Source organism: Methanothermobacter sp., from assembly GCF_030055435.1.
GTDB lineage: Archaea > Methanobacteriota > Methanobacteria > Methanobacteriales > Methanothermobacteraceae > Methanothermobacter.
Map to the genome: position 1 here is coordinate 244,871 of NZ_JASFYG010000001.1, position 21,008 is coordinate 265,878.

The following is a 21,008-nucleotide window of genomic DNA, read 5'->3' on the forward strand; positions in this document are numbered from 1 at the left end:
GAGGTCCAGTGCACGAAAAGTTGTCCTGGGTAAGAGAACAATACCCTTGTGGAGGAACTCATGCTATTTAATCAATGAGCAACATAAGGTCAACTGGTGAAATCCATGAAAATATGGGCAGTTATCCTCCTCCTTGCGGTCCTCACGGTCCCCCCAAGTACAGCCCTCAACAACCCTGTCCTTGATGAACCGGGATACGGAATGATAACCGAGAGCCACGGTGAGGGAAGCCAGAGATACTGGATCTTCAAACCATCAAAACCCGGGAGTTACCCTGTGGTGGTATTCATCCATGGCTGGGCCGCCACAGAGCCCCTCTTCTACATGGCCTGGATAAGGCACCTTGTGAGGGAGGGGAACATCGTAATCTACCCCCGCTACCAGAACCTTCTCGATACAACACCAGATGCCTTCACCGATAACGCCGCATCTGCAGTTGGGGAGGCCCTCAGGAGGGTCAGGGGAGACTGGAACGGTGAACTCTTCCTTGCAGGGCACTCGGCCGGGGGTATAATAGCCCTCAACCTAGCATCCCGCCAGGATATACCTGACCCTGATGGTATCCTGGCTTTGCAGACAGGGGACTCGGAGGGGGGCAGGAAATTCGAGAACCTCAGGGGTATACCCCAGGACACCCTCCTTGTGGTTATGGCCGGCGACAGGGATAATATAACAGGGACTTTGGACTCCTACAGGATAATGAGGTCCACGCCCCAGATACCCGGGGACAGAAAGCTGTTCCTCCTTGTGCGCTCAGACCGCAACCTGGTGGCTGATCACCTGTCACCCCTTGCGGTTTCAGATGAATTCGGGGTGCTGGTGGACAACCTGGACTACAGTGGCTACTGGAAGGTCCTGGATATGATGATGGAACTTGCACGTGAAAATAAAACCCTCGCAGATGCCGATACCGGCAGACTCCTTGGTATGGGCAGCTGGGGTGATGGTAGACCCGTGAGGAGGATGGAGATTGTTGAATACTGATGGAGGTTTCCCATGGATAGGAGGATTCTGATAGTTGCAGGTGTTATAGCTGGACTCATAATCGTCACGGTACTCGCGGTTGAGGTCTTCGATGAGGCCATATTCGCACAGATACCCTACACTTACACCTCATACACATCAATCCCGGCTAATAAGCCGGGTGAGGGCTCCCTTGGGGGCTACTACTCAATAAATGGTAGGGGGAGGGACTTCAGGTTCCAGATAGTGCTCCCAGGTGCAGAGAACCTTGACACCCATGAGGCTAACGGTACAAGGATATGCTACAATGAGAGCGGTCTTAGTGGGGTGGGCCACATAGACCACATCGACGTCACCTGGGATACCCTGATATCACTCCTGAGGGGCGACCTGAAGTCTGCCATGTTCAGAACACCCCTAAGCGGCCACTACAATATGACCTGCGCCGCATGGGATGGCGGCGGTAAGTTCATGAACAACGGGACAGACTTCAGGGGTGACTTCAGGATAAACGGTGTTGAGACCTTCTTCGGCGGTAACTTCACCCTGAAACCTGAGGCCGGCCGTATCGTGCTAAGCGCAGACTACATATACTACCCCCAGGGAAAGCCAGAGGAGGCCAGGAGGGTTAAGAAGGACTTCTACATGTAATTTGACTGGGGATGGTTCATCTGATTGTTAAAAACCCTGATGACCGCGAATATAGGAGGGTCCTGGATGGTACCCTGCTCTCTGAGATCATCCACCCCAGGAATGACCCTGTGGGGATGAACTTCAGCCTCGCCCATGCCATACTCAGGGAAGGTGAGGCCTCACTTCCCCACCGCCTGGGGGAGTCCGTGGAGGTCTACTACATCCTCAGGGGTGAAGGGGTCATGCACATAGGGGATGAGGTGAAGGAAGTAAGTGGGGGCGACGCAGTCTATATTCCCCCTGGCTGTGTCCAGTACATTGAGAACAGTGGTGAGGGGGACCTCTCATTCCTGTGCATCGTATCCCCACCCTGGAGGGGTGAGGACGAGGAACTTGTCACTGACTGACAGCACAGCAAAATTTTAAATCCAGAACGCCTTTAATTATTTATCCCGATTAAAAAAAATGTTTTTTAGATTACCACGTAGTGTGGTAATCTTCCGTTTGAACCGTAGAATCCGATTATCCTGCTGTACAGGTAGACGAGTCGTGAGTAGGGGACCCTTCCACGGGATGTCACAGCATAGTTGGGGGCCCTTCTATTCCTGGTTATGAAGTCCCTTATGTTTACAGCGTACCTCAGGTATGCGCTCATGTAGAGTTTACCTGGCATGTAGATACCCCTGGGTGCGGTGGGGTAGCCCACGGCTCTGGGTGTTACAGGCCTCTTACTGCCGGCACCAAGGTTGATGGCTGTCCTCACAAGGATGTCAAGGACCTCCGGTGGGGAGTAGTTCCTGCCTGCTATTCTAACGGTAACTGGCAGCCTCCTGTATTTGCCGTAGTACCATGTGATGTATCTTGTGGCTGAGATAACCTGGTCAGCGGTTATGCCGCTGGACGTTACCGTTACGGTGATGGGTGGGAGGGTGTCAACTGTGACCCTGTAGGTGCCTGCGCTGAGTGTCCTGGTATATGTTAATGTGGTTGATTCTCCGCCATTGAGGTTAACTGTCCTTGAGTCGACCTTCACGCCGTTTATCATGAGATCAGCTGTGTATGAACCTGCCAGGTCCCCTGTATTCGTGACCCTGACCGTCACGGTGATACCGAGTGGTGCGGGTCCTGATACCGGTGAAACCCTCAGGTTACTTAGCTGGAAGGTTGCCGGTTTGAGGACGGTTACAGCCACCGGAGTAAGACCATCAACCGTGACATTGTAGGTTCCCCTTGAGAGGACCCTGGTGAAGGTAACCCTGACGGTCTCACCGGCATTGACTGTCAGTGTCCTTTGAGAGACCACTGCACCATTGACCATGAGGCTGGCGGTGTAGTCACCTGCAACATCCCCGGTATTTGTGACATCCACGGCGACGTTAACATTCAGGGACTCAAGACCCGTCACAGGATCAACCTCGAGGTTATCCAGTACAAAGGTCGCCGGTTTGAGGACAGTAACAGCCAGGGGTGCAAGACCATCAACACCCACCATGTACACGCCGGGGTCTGTGAGGTCCATGAGGAAGCTAACCTCAGGTGATGATGCAGGGTTAAGTGTGATATCCCTGAAGGCCACCACCACCCCATCGACGGTGAGGTTAACCCTGCATACACCTGCAACCTCCCCGGTATTTGTGACATTCACCGTGACGTTTACCCTGAGGGGTGCCACACCGGTGGCGGGTGTAACGGTCAGGTTATCAAGGCTGAAGGTGGCTGGTTTAAGTACGTGGAGTGTGGATGTGTCCTCTGATGGGAGGTGGGTGTCATCACCCGGGAATTCTGCCCTGGTGGCGTATGTGCCAGGTGCCCCCGTAGTGATGGTGAACCTGGCTTTTCCTGTGTTATCTGTGAGGGCTGATCCCAGGAGTACGCCCTCAAGGTAGAATCTGATCTCCCTTCCCTCAACTGGTCCTCCCTGTGATGTGAGTGTCGCAACGAGTTCGGCTATCTCCCCGGCCACTGCCTGCGCCCCCTGGAGGGTTGTGGTGGTGGGGTACTTCTCTGTGAGGGGCGCGAAGGTGCTGAAGGTGTTGATGTTGTCTGCGTAGACGTACCTCTCGGTGGTGTTCACCCCTGTCTCTGGAAGCTGGTTCCAGGTTCCTGAGTGGCGGAAGACCCGGAGGCCTGTCTCATTTTTACCTGCAACGTCACCTGGTGTGTAGTGGAACCTGAGGTAATCAAGGATTGTTGCTCCTGCTGATGATATGTCCACATATTTTGTGATGTTAACCCATCCTGCAGGGTCTGCTGGTGGTGATTCAACTCCCCTCAGGATGATCCCGGCGGTGTACCTGAAGCTCAGTAGTGTGGGGTAGAGTAGGCCCACCCTGAGGCGTGTGAAGGTGTTTGATGTGTCTGGGTCAGCCTGGAGGTCAGGACCCGTGGTGCTGGTGATGGTGTTGTCGATGAATTCAGAGCCGGTTACGCCCTGGAGGTACATGCCTCTGCTGTTGGAGGTTAGTGTGTTGTTCTGGATTGTTAATTCAGGGCTATCAACCCCACGTAACCATAAACCCCAGTCCTTACTACCGGTCACAGTATTATCCCGTAGGGTTACAATTCCACGGACATCCACCAGGTAGAGCCCAACACCATTACTATCGGATATCGTCGTGTTTTTCACAGTCAGGTTACCGCTATCAGCAGCGGACATTGTCACATAGACACCATTACCAGTGGAACCAGTAACAGTCAGGTTATCAAGCACCACATTCCTCAGGGTGTTATAACCCTCCAAGAAGACACCATAACCCCTACTGTTAACCACATGGGAGTTGCGGATGGTCATACCATCAAGGAAACCACCCCAGCTCCAGCTAACCCTCCGGATACCATCACTACAATTCACAAACCAGGAATCATCCACAGTCACATTCCTCAAAGTGGAACCCTCAACCAGATAGAGACCCTGCTGACCACTACCAGTAACATTAACACCCACAAGAGTCACATTAGACGCCGTGCCACCAACACGCACACCCTGCAAGGTAGAGTTACCGATACTAAGACCCCTCAGGACGAGATCATCACAGTCAACAGCCACAACCCCATAATTAAACTGCCTCACACCATTACCAAACACCAGACCCTCAACAGTCACACCATCAGCATTCTGAAGCTCCAAACAATTACCACCATTATCACGGATAAGGAGAGCCTCAGGGTTCACCATGAAATCATTCACACCCCTTAGATACACACCATTACCATTATCCCATATAGTGTTGTTCTGGATTGTTAATTCAGGGCTATCAACCCCACGTAACCATAAACCCCAGTCCGTACTGCTGGATACAGTGTTATCCCGTAGGGTTACAATTCCACGGACATCCACCAGGTAGAGCCCAACACCATTACTATCGGATATCGTCGTGTTTTTCACAGTCAGGTTACCGCTATCAGCAGCGGACATTGTCACATAGACACCATTACCAGTGGAACCAGTAACAGTCAGGTTATCAAGCACCACATTCCTCAGGGTGTTATAACCCTCCAAGAAGACACCATAACCCCTACTGTTAACCACATGGGAGTTGCGGATGGTCATACCATCAAGGAAACCACCCCAGCTCCAGCTAACCCTCCGGATACCATCACTACAATTCACAAACCAGGAATCATCCACAGTCACATTCCTCAAAGTGGAACCCTCAACCAGATAGAGACCCTGCTGACCACTACCAGTAACATTAACACCCACAAGAGTCACATTAGACGCCGTGCCACCAACACGCACACCCTGCAAGGTAGAGTTACCGATACTAAGACCCCTCAGGACGAGATCATCACAGTCAACAGCCACAACACCATAATTAAACTGCCTCACACCATTACCAAACACCAGACCCTCAACAGTCACACCATCAGCATTCTGAAGCTCCAAACAATTACCACCATTATCCTTTATAACACTCTCAGAACCATTGATGGTAATATTATTGATGTTTCGCAGGTAGATACCGCCAGCAGAGTTATTGTAGGCATTGTTTCTCTGGAAGGTTAATTTGGGATTATTCTGGCCTGTTAACCATATTCCCCAGTTAGTATTGTTACTGAATGTGCTGTTTTCAAGGGTGTTGTTTCCTCTGAGCTCTGCGTATAATCCGCTTCCCCGATTGTTGGTTGAAGTGACATTAACTATTGTGGCATTTTCACTGTTTGTCTCCATGGTTATCCTTAAACCATCCTGTGAGCAGTCCCTGATAGTGGTATTATTCACAACCACATTACGCACAAAATAACCATAATAACTCCGAGCATGCAATAAGACCCCATGACCAGTCGCATTGACCACAGTAACATTCTCAAGCCTCAAAACATCCACACTTGAACTGTAATCCTTCTCAATACCACTGGCACCGGTGGAGTCAAAAACAGAATCACGCACAACCAGACCAGAAACACTGGCACCAGCATCAACCATCAGACCCTGCTGGGAAGTCCTGTTCACAGTGACACCGGAAACAGTCACATTAGATGATGCCCCGCGAATAAGCACACCACGCTGAATACCAAACCCTGTAGCAACCCGGGCAGCCGCATCATCAAAGACCGCATCACGAACAGTCACAAAAGACACGCCCTCAAAAACCACAGGATAACCCGCATTATCAGTCAACTGAGAACCGCTCAGAATCACAGGAGCAGACTCACCACCAACACGCCTCAGGTAAACACCATTACGATTACCCACAAAACGGTTACCCCCAGAAAGGACAAACCCAGCAACATTATCACCAACAACCCTCAAACCATAATAACCATCAACACCCCCACCAAAACCATTACCAGAAAACACATTATCATCCAATAAAAGGAGACCCCTACTCTCAAAATACGCACCATGCTGCCTGTTACCACTAAAAGTACTGTTACCCACCGTAACATTCTCACTATTAGGCTCCATAACCACCCTTAAACCATCCTGTGAGCAGTCCCTGATAGTGGTATTATTCACAACCACATTACGCACAAAATAACCATAATAATTGTAAGCCTGCAGGAAAACCCCATGACCGGTCGCATTGACCACAGTAACATTCTCAAGCCTCAAACCATCCAGTGTGGAAGCGTAATATTTCTCAATAGCACTGGCACCGGTGGAGTCAAAGACAGAATCACGCACAACCAGACCGGAAACACGGGAAGAAGAATAGAGCAGCAATCCCTGATTGTATGTCCTGTTCACAGTGACACCGGAAAGAGTCACATTGGAGGAAACGCCATTAATAACAACACCAAGGCTGGGGCCGGTTATGTTAAGGTCCCTGAGGGTAACATTCCCTGCCCCATCCACGGATACACCCGCAGCGGCTGTTGCGCCGACGAGTCTGAATCCCTGGATGGTGGCTCCTGAACCCGTGGATTGAACCCTGAAGACCGGGCTTGAGGGATTAAGTGATCCGTTAACGGTTACAAGACCCGCACTCCTTATGGTGAGGTTGGTCTTGTTTACAGTGACGCTCTCATGGTATGTGTAGGGGTTCCCGCCATCGTCGTGGACGGTTATTGTATCTCCACTGACGGTGGACCCATTATCAATTGCAGCCTGAATCGATGTGAAGTTGTAGCCTCCGCCTGGACCTACAGTCCATTCAGCGGCAGATGAAGATGAAATGGAAACTAAAACAACGAATAACACCAGCAAAAATACCTTAATTGACGGAAACGACTTTGAAATCACCTAAGATCTCCCCCAATGTGCTTGAAAAGGAAGTCGATCACAGAACTAGCGACAAACCCCCCGCAAAAGGAAGTCGATCACAGAACTAGCGACAAACCCCCTCTACTCATTTTATGCACTTTAAAATATATAAAATTTTCGCGGGTAAATGAAAATAGACCGTATAATCTTCAATTTATTTAAAATGATTTAAAATAGTGATTGATAATGTAAAAATTGGTCATATTGTCCAAATCTCGCCCGGTGATCATTAAACACGATGAGATCATAGTTCAGGAGAATAAAGAGAACCAATGAGTATTAGGGATAAAAAAATCCAGTGACCATATAATTTCGCCACCACAATCTTAAAAAAAAATAAAAAAATGAATGGTTATATTCTGTTTCTTCCACCTCCCATGAAGTAACCCACGCCAGCTAGGGCGACCAGTGCAATAACACCGATTATGGCGTAGATCGGCATTCCGGTACTGGAACCCTGAGAAGAAGAAGCCCTGCTCACCTCATAGGCCTTCCCTGCCCCGGCAGCAGGTGACTCCTGGGCGCTCTTAACCTCGGAAACTGAAGTTCCAGCATCATTGGAGATCCCGGCGCCCCTTCCTGGTGATGGATTTCGCCCGGCTGAGGTTGAACCTCCACCAGAATCTCCCTGGTTTGGAGTTGATGGTATATCAGGTGTGGATCCTCCTGCTGGGGCGAATGCTGAGCTCCCTGTGGCCACATACAGTTTCTCCTTAACCCTTGCAAGGAGGTCAGGGTTGAGGTACTGCATGGCCCACTCCATCATTGCGATATTGCCGCAGCTGCAGTCACAGCAGGCAACACCATTCTCTGCCATCGCCTGTGCCCATGTGGATGCAAGGAGCCTTAGTGTTGCATCATCAGCCTTCCAGTGCCCCTCATGTGCTGCCTGGAGCATGGTCCCTGTGATGGATATCAGTGCATAGGAGTTCTTACCTGAGAGCCACTCCCTGACACCGAGGCCATTAACGTCCCTTATGTAGGTGTCTGCAAGTTCATCCCATGCCCATGAAGGCACACCTGAGGGTGATGTGACCTGCCAGAGCCAGAGGGACCTCACAGCCGATGAGAGTCTGTTGGCACCGGCGTAACCCTCAGACATGAGACCCCTCACATATTCTGGGTTGAGGTAGCGTGTCCTCATGTCAATGGCAATTGTCTGCTGGAGTGAGAGGATCTCAGGTGTGCCTGTGGCCACTGTTATTATGTTAACTGCAGGTGTGCTGCCTGTGAGTTTCCTTATCGCCAGTGAAAGGCCGCCCAGGTAGTCTGCCATGTCATCGTTCTCTGTGACACCCACAAGGTAGGTGCTCCTTCCCTGGTAGACCGCTGATACGCCCCTGAGGAGGTCTGCCAGGAGGTCAACGTTCTTAACACCCCAGCCGGTCTCTGAGTAGGATGTCCCCATGCGGCTCATAAAGAGGTCTGCGAGTTCATCTGTGCTGTTGTAGGTCCAGGACATCTCACCCGCCTCCTTGACTCCTGTGCCGTAGGATCCCAGGGGTGGTGCGAATATCCTGTAAATGGCCAGATTCCCCGCATCTGAGGCGTTCATACCGGCCCCAAGGTACTTCTGGACCAGTTCAAGCCAGTGCACTGCCACTCTGTTCATCTCAAGGGGGTCACTTCCTGCTGTGAAGAGTTTAAGTGTCCTGAGGGGTTTAACGGCCGCCTCAAGGGCCTCTGAAACCTGTGGGTATCCTTCAAGTATGGTGGTGTATGATGCTGCGAGGGCCAGCCTGAATGCCCTGTCCATTGTAACAGCGACCTGGCCGTAGACGTCCCTGAAGAGTCCGCTTACCGTGACCACCGCGTCTATACGTGGCCTTCCAAGTTCACTGAGTGGTATGAGTTTCACCCCTGTAACTGTACCTGAGCTGCTCCATACTGGCTTCACACCCAGGAGGTTCAGGACAAAGGATACCATGGCACCGTCGTCCCTGGCTGTGTCCACGCCCCAGATTACCACTGCAAGTTTCTCCGGGGGCTCGGTGTAGGTGGCGAGGACCTTCCTCACTATCTCAGCCCCCACACTGTAGGCTGCCTGTGTTGGGACGGTGCTGGGGTCTATTGTGTAGAAGTTCCTTCCTGTGGGGAGGCCTGATGGGTTCATGAGGGGCTCCCTTCCGGGTCCTGGTTCAACGTAGCCGCCCCTGAGTGCGTTCAGGAGGGATGACATCTCCCCCGCTGTGCTCCTCCTGATTAATGCTATGTACTCTGTTGCTGCCTGGAGTTTGCTGAGTATGTCAGGTGAATCTGTGAGGTTCTCTGGTCCTGAGCCGTCTACAAGTGCCCTTACCATGGTAAGCGTCCTGTTTTCGATAACTGCACGCTGGTCCAGTGTGAGTTCCTCGTAGATCCAGCCGTATTCTGCTGCCAGGAGCCTGTATATGGAGCTGTCTCCTGTTGAGATCATTGAGGATACCATGTATGCTATTGCATCGCTGCTCCACTCCCTCCCGAAGGTGTGGAGTCCCACCGGTATCAGTGTGGACTCGATCCTCATTAGGTACCCTGATATGGTGGTTATGAGTTCATCTGGAGTTGAATTCTGGATGCTGATGCCGAGTTCATCTTCGAGGTTCAGTTTAAGGGATGTGTTCCGTATCTCGGCCAGGTACTGGTTTTTGAGCTGTTCATCAGCCTTCTTGTAGTTTGATATTAACTCCTTGAGTGTGAGGAGTTCGCCGTAGAGTCCTGTTGATTTCATTGCCGGTGTCAGGTGGTCGATGATGACTGCGAGTCCACGCCTCTTGGCTGCCAGTCCATCCGCTGCATTATCCACGCGGTAGATGTAGATTGATGGTGTCTCATCCACCACTATGTCCGGGAAGTCGAAGCCTGCGAGCATGACCTCCTTTCCCGGGAGCCACTCGTAGCTTCCCATGGTACCCATGTGTATCATTGCGCTGGCATTGAATACCGTGTTTATCCATGCATAGTAGGCCAGGTACTGGTGGTGTGGTGGGAGTACACCCACGTTGTAGAGCATCTCAGGGTTGGCCTCCCATCCCCTCTGGGGCTGGGGTCCTATGAAGACGTTCCCCTCCAGTATACCCGGTATAACAATGTATTTCCTGCCGTTCCTTGTTACGGTCATCACATTCCCCGGGGGTTCTCCCCAGCCACAGAGACCGGGTATTCCTAGGAGCATGAAGGAGTTCCTTGCAGCCTGGAATGTGCTCCACAGGCTTGAGTTGCCGCCTATAATTCCACTGAGTGCCGTGTACATGACTTCAAGTAATTGCAGCCCCTCTGAGGCTTTGTCTGATGACTTTATGTTGTCCTTCATCTCAGCGTACCATGAGTTCAGGGCCTTCATGAGGGTCTCCGCCTTAACATTCCTCTGGAGGCCCATTTTCAGGAGTTCCTCCATGTATGCTGTGGGGCCCTCTGTGACGTATCTTCTTGCTATGGGGTTGAGGCCCTGGAACCATCTGAGGTATTCCTCTGCATCCCATAGTATGACGCCTGTGGTGTTTGCGAGTCTCTCGAGTTCACCGGGTGCCCAGTTTGCAATGTTTATCCCCCTCTCAACCATGAGGGTTACGAGTTCAGCTGCTCCTGTGATGTTCCCGACCCTGTATCCCTCCTTATTCAGGTTGAGGAGTATCTCATGGATGCTCTCGGGTACGTTGAGGTAGCTTGCCCCGATCTCTGATTTGCCTGGCGGGTAGTTGTAGTATATGATGGCTATCCTCTTATCCCCTGCCGGCGTTAAACTGAGGTTTACCCAGTTTGTGAGTCTCGCTGCCAGTTTCTCCACCCTCTCGGGTATGGGTGAGTAGGAGTAGGTGTAGGCACCTGTTACTCTGTCGCTCTGAAACTCTGCCGCGGCTATGATTATGGGCTCTATGAGTCCCTGGGTCTCGGGGAACCCTGCCTGTCCCATGATGTCATCCTGGCTCCAGGGTGTGACGCCGTCACTGGAGAGTAACCAGTCATCCACCGTCCTTGTGTTCACTATAACACCCCGGAGGACCGGCACGTTGAGGAACCTAAGGAGTGCCTTCACCTTCTCTGAGGCTGAGCCCCCGAGGAGGTAGGTGCTGAATGAGACCAGCGCCTGGATCCTTGGAGTGTAAAGCGTGGTGTTGGCCTCAAATGATGCCAGGTCTGGTGCTGTTGTGAAGAACCTCACCATGGCAGAGTAGGTGTTTTCACCGTACCTTGCAACCGCTGATATTATGTTGTACCGGTTTCTGAGCTTCTCTATGAGGCTGTCTATATGGGCTGTTCCCCCTCCGAGCATGTTGCTCTCGGATTCGATGAACCCTATGGTGGGCTTTGCAGGGTCCAGTGGATAGTCCCTGAGGTAGTCTGTGAGGTTCTCATAGAGCTTCCCGTCACGGTACAGGAGTTCCCTTGGAACCGCCCTTGGCGGGTCGTAGGTGACGTTGAGGGTGATGTTCCTTCCCCTAGCCCATACATCAGCTGCCCAGAGTATCTGGTTCCTGTAGCTGGGGACGTTCCTGTAGCAGTAGTATCCCTCCCCCTGGGCCCAGAGGGCTATCTGGGGGTACTGGTTAACGTAGGCCTCCAGGAGTGGGAGGGGCTGGAGCACCCTGAGGGCCCTGCTCACTGTGCTCACCACAGTGTCCGGGACGCCGTTGAAGACCAGTTCATCGTTTATCCGGCTCATCTTAACGAGTTCAAGTCCGCTTGCGCCATCGAAGACTGCGAAGAATTTTCCGTTGAGGATTTCGGGTTTTGCTGTTATGACCCTTAGCATCCTTGTGTAGTCCTCTGTCCCCAGGTAGTTGCAGATTATAACGTCCGAGGAGTTTATGAGTGCCTCCACCTCCTCGGGTGTGGAGTTGACTATCTGGGGTGAGCTCCTGACCCTGATGGTGATGTTCCTATCAGGGTACTCCTGGAGGACCCTGTGGGCCGCCTCATTCACAACCCTGGTCCCCTCGATGGAGTGTATGACGAGGACATCCACGGTGCTGTTGTCTGCTGCATCGGCTGTACCCTGGAACATGAATACGAGTAACACTGCAATCACTATTACCCTTGAATCCATTATCTTATCACCTCCATGTTTTAACTGCAGAATAAGTATTATTGATGTGTTAATTTAAAATTAGTTATTACTAACTTTTGGTATAAATGAAAAATAGTAATATTAATCGTCCATGAAATCAACATGGATGCTCTCAGAACCGTTCTGATTGACCATTGTAACGTTAACGTCCCTGTCAGCCTCCACGTGTACACTCACACTGATCCCGCTGTCATTCACGGTAGAGTTTCCATCATCAGTTTCATAGAATCCATCCAGGGCACCCACAGATACAAGGGATAGTGCCAGGGCAAGGATCAGGAGGAATGAGAGGATGGCCCACTCGCCGGCTGTCCCTGTCTTTATCCTTCTGTTCCTGCGGAGGCAGTGGTAGGGTGTGTCATTGAGGGGGTATAGCAGGGGGCATCCGCGGACCGTGAAGAGGTCCAGGGCCAGGTGGGATGATACCCCGACAAGGAGGGGCACCCCGATCCCTGGACTCCCCAGTGATAGGAGCAGAAGGGGTGGTAGAATTAGAAGTGTGTGTCCGATGCCCCTGTGCCTCCCGGCGAGGAAGTCGAGGATGTCAGGGAGCACTGATGCAGCACCGGCGAGGAGGGCCCCGTTGATGAGGGAATTTACAGGGTGGATGAGGTTTACCATGAGGAAGAGTGCCACTGCAGCTGTTATGTGGGTCCTGAACCTCAAAGGTTATCACCTCAGGATGTAGTTCATTGTCCTGAATGATATGAGGGCAAACCAGAGCGCCCCTGTTATGAGGATCCCGTATTCCAGGCCCACCTTGAAGTATCCCAGTGCCATGAGTATGGATATGAGTACCATGAATGCCCAGGTGACGTCAATGGCGTCGTCGTCCAGGCACTCATGGGGGTTTAGCCTCTGGAAGGTTGAGTAGAAGGGCCTCACCTCACCCCTCATGGTACCGTTGAGGGCGGCCATGTAGTTGACGTTGCCGTTCTCATGGAGCCAGAGGTACTTCATTGCGGCCTTCTCTGTGAGGTCCTCGAAGTGGTCCATGAAGACCCAGGTGTCGCCCCTGGTTGATGCTATCTCATTCATTATCTCGGTTATGGTGAGTTTATCACTGGACCCTGGTTTGTGGGCCCTGAGTATCTGGAGGAGCCCCGCCTTGAGGGGCATGGGTGTTACCAGGTATACCAGTGTGGCCCCGGGGGCGATTTCACCCGCCTTAATGGCCTCAAGTATTTCCTGGTAGGCCTCGAGGGCGTTTCCGCCGCATTCAATAACGTTGCCATCCTCAAGGCAGGAGACAATGTTTATGATTTTCATACAATAAAGTATTAATTAATATTATTTAAATTTTTCGTATGAGATGGTTTTATACTGTGGGTTTACAGAGAGAATATGAAAAGGGATTTGAATAAGTTACACATATCATTCAGAACCATGGTAACTGTGAAAGTGATTTTATGAACCAGATCCAGAGGATAGTGAAGAATATCGGTGTTACAGGACTTGCACAGGTTTTAACTGCACTGATGTCCTTTGTACTCCTTATTTACCTTGCAAGATTCCTCGGGGAGGCTGAATTCGGAAAGTACAGCTTCGCATTTTCCCTTACCACGCTCCTGGCTACACTAACAGACCTCGGGGTTAACCAGTTACTTGTAAGGGAAATAGCAAGGAATAAGGATATCTCAGAGGAGTACGTCAACAACGCCGTCATGATGAAGGTTCCCCTCGCCGCCATAACATTCATGGTTATAGTGGCTGTTTCCTTGATTTTAAACCTTAAAACCGATGTTATGGTACTCCTGTATCTCTTTGGAGTCTACAGTGTCCTCCTCACAGTTTCAAACACATATGTCTCCCTTTTCCAGGCCTGGGAGCAGATGGAGTATGCTGCCATACTCCAGATCATTGAAAGGGTATTCACGGTGGCCCTTGGCCTTGCCGTGCTCATTCTGGGCTATGGTGTCATTGCTGTTGCCTGTGTATATGCTGCTGCCGGGGTGCTGGATGTTGTTATTTCAGTTGCCATAACCTCAAGGAGGTTCCTGAGGCCATCATTAAGTTTCAATCCTTCTCTTCAGAGGAAACTCATTGTTATGGGGCTTCCATTCGGCCTTAACTCACTATTTGCAATGTTCTTCTTCAAGATAGACACGGTGCTTCTTGGTATCATGAAGGATGATGTGGCCGTCGGTATCTACAATGCGGCCTACAACCCGCTGCTGAGTCTCAGCATGATCGTCTCCGGGATGGTGGCTGCTGCCATCTACCCTGTGATGTCAAGGTACTTCACCTCTGATACCGATTCCCTTGAGACCTTCACAATGGTATCCTGCAGGTACCTCTCGATACTTGGTTTCCCGATAGCCGTCGGGTGCCTGGTACTTGCTGATAGATTCATAGAGTTATTCTATGGTGGGGGGTACCTTGGAGCCACCCTGGCTTTCCAGATACTGGCCCTATTCATACCCATCAGGCTTGTGAGCACAGTCACGGGGACCCTCCTGACCTCCATCAACAGGCAGGGTTACAGAATGCTGAGTGTGGGCCTTAGCGCCGTTCTGAATATAATACTCAACGTTGCACTCATACCTGCCTACAGTTATATCGGTGCAAGTGCTGCGACTGTTATCTCCGAGTTTTTCCTTTACCTCCTCTTCCTCTTCTATATCTGGCGCCACTATCGGGGGGTGAATGTGAGCAGCACCTTCACGACGCCCGCCGTTGCATCCATAGTTATGGCCCTTGCAATTTATCCCGTGAGGGATATGAGTCTCATGATAACGGTTGCTCTTGCATCATGCGTATACTTCACTGTCCTTGCGGTTATTGGGGGTTTCAGGGAGGAGGACCGGATGATTATAATGAATGTTCTGGGGAGAGAGTAATGAGGAATGCTAGTGAAGTTGGAGATCTGTGTACAGGTTGCGGTACATGCACCGCATTATGCCCAACGCAGGCCCTTGAGATGCGTGTCAATGAGAAGAAAGGGGTTTATGAGCCAGTTTTAACTGGTGAGTGCAATGAGTGTGGAGTCTGCCTGAGGGTCTGCCCTGGACTAGGTGTGGATTTCAGGAAGCTCAACATGGAAGTTTTTGGGAGAGAACCAGATGATATCCTCTTGGGGAATTATGAGGCCTGCTACGTGGCACACTCCACCGATGAGAAATTGAGGTATGACTCATCCTCGGGGGGTATGGTGACGCAGGTACTCCTCTACCTCCTGGAGGAGGGCCTCATAGATGGTGCCCTTGTAACCCGCATGAACCCTGAGAGGCCCCTTGAACCTGAACCATTCATTGCAAGGACCCCTGATGAGATAATTGAGTCGAGGGGGTCCAAGTACTGCCCCGTACCCGCTAACGTCGCCCTCAGGGAGATAATCGATGTCCCCGGTATGTATGCTGTTGTGGGCCTCCCATGCCACATTCATGGTATCAGGAAGGCTGAACTCCTGAACAGGAAGCTGAGGGAGCGTATAGTCTATCACCTCGGGATTTTATGTAACAATACACCTAATTTTAAAGCTACCGAATTTTTACTTAAACATATAAAATTGAAAAAGGAAGAAATTAAGAAAATAAATTATCGTGGTAAAGGATGGCCAGGATTTTTAAGTATTAAAGCAAAAAAGGATTTAAAAATTCCTCAACCTGAGTACTGGGATTCAGGTTTTGGGCTATTCTTCTGCTCCGTTAGATGTAAACTTTGTATTGACCATTTCTGTAAATTTTCTGATGCTTCCTTTGGTGATTACTGGATGGAAACTAGAAAAAATGACGGTTTATCACTTGTTATAATGAGAAAAAAAAATTTAATGAAAATCATTTCATCAATGAATCCTGAAAAAATATGTAAAAAGACGGTTTCTCCTAAAAAATTAAAGGAAACGCAGGGCAAAACTCCAATAATAAAAATAAATTTCTACTTTTACTCAAAAAAATTAAGAATATACAAAATACCATCTTATAATGAGAAAGTGCAAAATGGAGACTTTGTACTTTTCCTCAAAGATTTCATCACTTGGAACATCGGTCATGCTATGAGTGAGAATAAACATTTATTGCATCTTTTAGAGTTTTATTCAAAAATGTTAAAAATTCTCATAAAATAATGTATTAACTAAATTTATAAGCTCCCAAATTTTTTCCTTTTCAGCCGCGATCTTCTCCTTTAGCTGCAGTTTTAAATAACCTTTTTTATCACAAAGTTCATTAAACTTTACAATAATCTGCTCAACATCCACATTTCTAATATCTAAAACATAATCCCCCATTCCCACTCTATCCATTATCCCTTTAGTTTTATGACTGTAAGATATAGCCAATGAAGGTATGCAGAGCGAGGTAGATGCAATTAGTGTATGAGTTAAAGAACCTACAAAAAAATCACATCTGTTTATGATACCCTTAAGTTCCTGAGCAGTGTAGTCACCATTTATAGAGAAAATTTGATCCTTATTTTTACATTTCTTTTTAATATCATCCGCCAGAGACCTTGTGTCATAACCTTTATCAAATGTAACATTAGGAACAAATAGAACACAAAATTCTTTCTCTCCAGTAATATAATCGATAAAACATCGTATTATGTTAAAATATTCATCCTTTTTTGTTTTTGAATATTTATGCAACGCTGGGTTTACCGATATACCTACAAATTTTTTATTTAAAATATATGTTTCAGAAACCCCCTCTTTTATCAATAGATTATTAATTAACTCATCATCAGCTTTGTTTAAAAGAAAAGCAAGATCTGGAATGAAAAAAACTTTTGAAGAATCGATATCAAGTTCTTCTAGATATTTATAACTGTTTTTTTCTCTCAAAAAAATTATTTCAGAATTCTTTAATATAAACTTAGCAAGTTTTCTTGTTAATAAATTGTTAAAAGGACCAATAGACTGCGGAAACATCACTATTCGATTTCCTAACATGATAGAAATTAAGTTTTGCGAAAAAAGAGACAAAAATGGTACAATACCATACAAGTCAGAAAAAACATCCCCAAAATTACAAGATACTACCAAATCAGCGTTTTGATACCATTTAAAGATTTTATGATGACTGAAAAGATTACATCTAAAACCCAATTTCCTTGTTAAAAGGTAAAATAATGAAAACACTGTTATAACAAAAAGCCTGATGAAATATACATAAACATTAGAATCTCTATTTATAAAGAAATCTCGGTGTATTTCTACTGTCATCTTTTTCCTATGATATGACTCTGGAAATGTATGCCATATTCTTATTTCGCAATCTCTAAACGCCTTTCTCAATACCTTGATTACTCCAAAGGTAATTGCACTGACACCTCTGTTATCTGCACAAGGTGTCAGTCCTAATGCTAAAATTTTCATCTTTTTCATGAGTTCACCCTAATAACTTTTGCATTACCATTATCATAAACTACGTTAGCAGTATCTAAAAATCCTCTTAACACTCTATAACCAACGGGTTTTAAAAAGTAGTTATTACCAACAAACACTTTGTATCTAATGTCATCATTTATAATGAAATATCTTGCATTAAAGTCCTTTTTTGCCAATTTTAGGAATTCAGAAGGCGATTTATACAGAGAAACTAAATATTTAGTTGGTTCCCGGCTATTCATTTGAGCATCGCGTAAAATGATCGTGTTTGTATTATTATACTTAAAAATCAATGAAAGAGTTTTCATATCACATAAAACAGGTTGGTCAACATTAAAAGAAGACCAATTTGCAACTGAAACATCAGAATCTTCACTAAAGAAGTAAGTTTGAGAAGGAGTACTTAAAACAATAGGGACTGTTAATATATTCAAAATTGCCAACAAGATTGCGACATTTACTGCTATTTTGTTGTTTGTCGCTTCTTTTAAGTACCTTAAGAAGATTGACGATGTTATTAAAAGGAACGATACCCCAAAAATAATAAATGATCTATTAGGCAGATCATAAAGTGATAAAAGTATTGATAAAATCAAGATAAAAACCAAAAATGAGATTAAATAAGTCTTTTCTGTATCATTAATTATTTTACCACCCTTATCCCCTCTTAGTTTATTAGCAAATATAAATGTTAAAAGAACTAATGGAATCAAAACTATAATGTTTAAGTAAAAATAAGAAGGGTTGTAATAAAGATAAGGACTTAGTTTATCCCTCGCCGAGGAATAACCAAAAAAGCCCATGAAATAATTAAAAAGTCTTATAAAAGCAACATCTTTTTGAATAAGAGCCGTATTTTTAATAACCGTCGCTAAAGTACTGGCTTGTAATGTTAAAAATACATTCAAAAAAACAAAAAACATTAGATAGGTAATTCCACCCTTCAAAGCAAATTTAAGAGAATTTTCATTGTATATTTTATAAAATACTAGGTATAGCATTTTTAATAAATAAAGTAACAAGAAAGTCAAAGTAATTGCTATAGTGTAAAATGCCATGGTATGGTAAAATCTTAACAATAAAGGTGTTAATACTAACAAAATCAGAAAATTTTTTGATCCCTCCCTTTTAAAAATTCTAATTAAGAAAAATAGGTAAAGAATTAGCATTCCTGTACTTAAGACGGAGCCATTTAAATAAAAATTACTTGTTAAAACAAAAGGGTTTAATAAATACAGAGACGAAAAAAATAGAGAAATAAAAATATCTTCATTTAAGTTGTATAAAACAAAAAGGATGCATGAAAATGTTACCAGTGTCGTGAATGGATAATTAGTATTTTGTATACCTAAAATAAAGAGTTCAGATGAGATTAAGGTTCTCATATAATCCGAAACTAAATAATGATTTACAACATCAAGGATACTATTATCTGCAAAAGACTGAGAAACCTTAATGGGTATGTGACCCGTCTTTATGATTAAATTTTCTATATAAATGTATCCATGATTCCATAGGCTTCCCTCAATCCTCCCTACGTTAACAAGAACCAAAAGGAATATAAGGATTAAAAAAACAGAAATGCCTAAAAAAAGATAATCACGTTTCCCAGCTGGAACAATTAAAGTGGGTGAGAAAGGTTTTTTAGTGAGTCTCCTTAAAAAAATCGCTAATGAAAAACATAACATAACAAAAGAAAATAGTGAAACTAATAGAGGGACAAACAGAATTCCTGTTGTCTTATCTAAAACATAACCTATCAACGGTAATATGGAAAAACTTATAGGGACTGATAATAAAATTCTTTTTATAATATCAAAATCATTTTGCTCAGGATAAAGTAAACTTATAAAAGAATAACCTAATAAAAAAAATGTAAATGTTATTATAAAAGATGATTTAAATAATGATTTTGGAAAACTCAAAATAACAAATAAGCAAACTAAACTCAATAGAGCTAAAATAAATATATCCTTATCATTTCTTAAAATACTTACTAAATTCATATTAGATAAGTACAGTTTCATACACCAATACCCCTTACCTTTCTATACACAATTCCTTTTGCTTCTAAACTTTAAATTTACATACTAATATACGACAGCAATCCTGCAGATCTCATATTGATTTTTCATCATAAAATGTTTGAACAACTTCATTGTAAATACATCGAATTTCTTTTGTTGTAAGTTCAACATCAAATAATTTAGAGGATTGGTATGCGCCTTTCTCAAGATTCCTCAGAATAGAGGGATTTATTAAATTTTCCAGTATTCCTGAAAGTTCATCAACATTTTTAGGTTTAAACAAAAAGCCATTATAATTATCAACTATAATCTCAGGTATTCCTCCAATATTACTTGCTACAACGGGTACTGAATTTGTAAAGCTTTCAATAATAACCATTCCAAAAGCCTCATACCATATTGAAGGTAAAACGGACACATTTGCCATCCTATAGAGACTCTGAAGTTCCTCGCCTCTAAGAAACCCATGAAATTTTATCCTATTGTCATCTTCAGCAAGTTTTCTGAGTTCACCCTCCATTGGACCACTACCCACTATATGGAGTCTTAAATTATCGCCATCAACCTTTTTGAAACTTTTTATAAGGATATCGGGTCCTTTGTGTTTTGAAAGTGACCCTACAAATAGTATGTCTATTGTATCATAGGTTTTCTTGTACCGTTTAGGAGTATATTCTATGGGGTTTGGTATCACTATTTTCTTTGCATTCCTGAATAAACCCTCTGCTTCAAGTTTATCAAGAACAAATTTTGAGGGTGCCGTAACAACATCTACTTTGTCTCCCATGATTGTACTTTGTATTGCATTATAAAGCTTACAAGCAGGATTTTTTCTGTAACATATTTCCCCATTTCCATTAAGAAGGTTGCTTCTTATACATATAGGGGAATAATCGTGTGCTGTGAATATGAGTGGAATTTTTAGGTTCCTTAAAGCCCTGAAAACCAGTGGGGACAGACCCCTGTAGTTATGTAAATGTAAAATGTGAGGTTCTTCCTTTTTAAGTATTTTTTTGACCTCTTTATACGCCTTAATATTTATTAAGTCTATCAACTGCCACAAAAGCCTTTTGAACATATGGTGCCTATGAAATTCTGTTATTGAATAAATATTTAAAGGTAGGCGGTATACTTTTACGCCATTGAGAGTCTCATATAAAGGTTCTTTTTTATTATTTGTGGTTATAACAAAAACTTCATTGCCCCCTTTCACAAGTTCCTTGGCTAATTTTTCAACCACAATTTCTGCCCCACCTAATATCTGGGGGGGATATAAACTTGAAATAAGACATATCTTCATTTGGG

12 protein-coding genes are annotated in these 21,008 nt (G+C 46.0%); 5 read left to right on the top strand and 7 right to left on the bottom strand.

What is annotated here, in order from left to right; translation table 11 throughout:
* Window positions 1-105 precede the first annotated feature (105 nt).
* From QFX30_RS01115 to QFX30_RS01125, 3 genes are read left to right on the top strand one after another with little or no spacing between them, the layout of a single operon-like run.
* Window positions 106-984, top strand: coding sequence for an alpha/beta fold hydrolase (locus QFX30_RS01115; protein WP_300487003.1), 879 nt, complete (start codon window positions 106-108; stop codon window positions 982-984).
* 12 nt (window positions 985-996) lie between these two features.
* The gene (locus QFX30_RS01120; RefSeq protein ID WP_300487006.1) at window positions 997-1,614 is read left to right on the top strand and encodes a hypothetical protein; all 618 of its coding nucleotides are present in this window, start codon (window positions 997-999) and stop codon (window positions 1,612-1,614) included.
* A gap of 11 nt (window positions 1,615-1,625) precedes the next feature.
* Window positions 1,626-2,003, top strand: a complete 378-nt coding sequence (locus QFX30_RS01125) for a cupin domain-containing protein (protein ID WP_300487008.1) — start codon at window positions 1,626-1,628, stop codon at window positions 2,001-2,003.
* Between the two features lie 65 nt (window positions 2,004-2,068).
* On the opposite strand, the gene QFX30_RS01130 is transcribed toward QFX30_RS01125, so the two are convergent.
* The 4 genes from QFX30_RS01130 to QFX30_RS01145 all read right to left on the bottom strand — a co-directional run bounded on the left by QFX30_RS01130 (window position 2,069) and on the right by QFX30_RS01145 (window position 13,619).
* The gene (locus QFX30_RS01130; RefSeq protein WP_300487370.1) at window positions 2,069-7,240 is read right to left on the bottom strand and encodes a right-handed parallel beta-helix repeat-containing protein; all 5,172 of its coding nucleotides are present in this window, start codon (window positions 7,238-7,240) and stop codon (window positions 2,069-2,071) included.
* 415 nt (window positions 7,241-7,655) lie between these two features.
* Window positions 7,656-12,329 (bottom strand): cobaltochelatase subunit CobN, encoded by a 4,674-nt coding sequence (locus QFX30_RS01135; protein ID WP_300487010.1) that lies wholly within the window; start codon window positions 12,327-12,329, stop codon window positions 7,656-7,658.
* 102 nt (window positions 12,330-12,431) lie between these two features.
* The gene (locus QFX30_RS01140) at window positions 12,432-13,016 is read right to left on the bottom strand and encodes a metal-dependent hydrolase (protein ID WP_300487013.1); all 585 of its coding nucleotides are present in this window, start codon (window positions 13,014-13,016) and stop codon (window positions 12,432-12,434) included.
* A 6-nt stretch (window positions 13,017-13,022) separates the two neighbouring features.
* Window positions 13,023-13,619 carry a hypothetical protein gene (locus QFX30_RS01145; RefSeq protein ID WP_300487016.1) on the bottom strand — a complete coding sequence of 199 codons (597 nt, stop codon included), beginning with the start codon at window positions 13,617-13,619 and terminating at the stop codon, window positions 13,023-13,025.
* Window positions 13,620-13,759: 140 nt separating this feature from the next.
* Between QFX30_RS01145 and QFX30_RS01150 the strand changes: the two genes are divergently transcribed.
* Together QFX30_RS01150 and QFX30_RS01155 are read left to right on the top strand one after the other, a co-directional pair.
* Complete coding sequence (locus tag QFX30_RS01150) at window positions 13,760-15,190, top strand: flippase (RefSeq protein ID WP_300487019.1); 1,431 nt, start codon at window positions 13,760-13,762, stop codon at window positions 15,188-15,190.
* The gene (locus QFX30_RS01155; protein ID WP_300487022.1) at window positions 15,190-16,416 is read left to right on the top strand and encodes a Coenzyme F420 hydrogenase/dehydrogenase, beta subunit C-terminal domain; all 1,227 of its coding nucleotides are present in this window, start codon (window positions 15,190-15,192) and stop codon (window positions 16,414-16,416) included. Before QFX30_RS01150 ends, QFX30_RS01155 begins: the two co-directional genes overlap by 1 nt.
* Here QFX30_RS01155 and QFX30_RS01160 read toward each other — a convergent pair.
* The 3 genes from QFX30_RS01160 to QFX30_RS01170 all read right to left on the bottom strand — a co-directional run bounded on the left by QFX30_RS01160 (window position 16,396) and on the right by QFX30_RS01170 (window position 21,003).
* Entirely contained in the window at window positions 16,396-17,673 is a 1,278-nt protein-coding gene (locus QFX30_RS01160) for a polysaccharide pyruvyl transferase family protein (RefSeq protein WP_300487025.1), read from the bottom strand. The genes QFX30_RS01155 and QFX30_RS01160 overlap by 21 nt on opposite strands.
* A complete protein-coding gene (locus tag QFX30_RS01165; protein WP_300487028.1) occupies window positions 17,670-19,703 on the bottom strand; it encodes a DUF1616 domain-containing protein in 2,034 nt (677 codons plus the stop codon). Before QFX30_RS01165 ends, QFX30_RS01160 begins: the two co-directional genes overlap by 4 nt.
* Window positions 19,704-19,794: 91 nt before the next feature.
* Window positions 19,795-21,003, bottom strand: a complete 1,209-nt coding sequence (locus tag QFX30_RS01170) for a glycosyltransferase family 4 protein (RefSeq protein WP_300487031.1) — start codon at window positions 21,001-21,003, stop codon at window positions 19,795-19,797.
* Window positions 21,004-21,008: the final 5 nt, after the last annotated feature.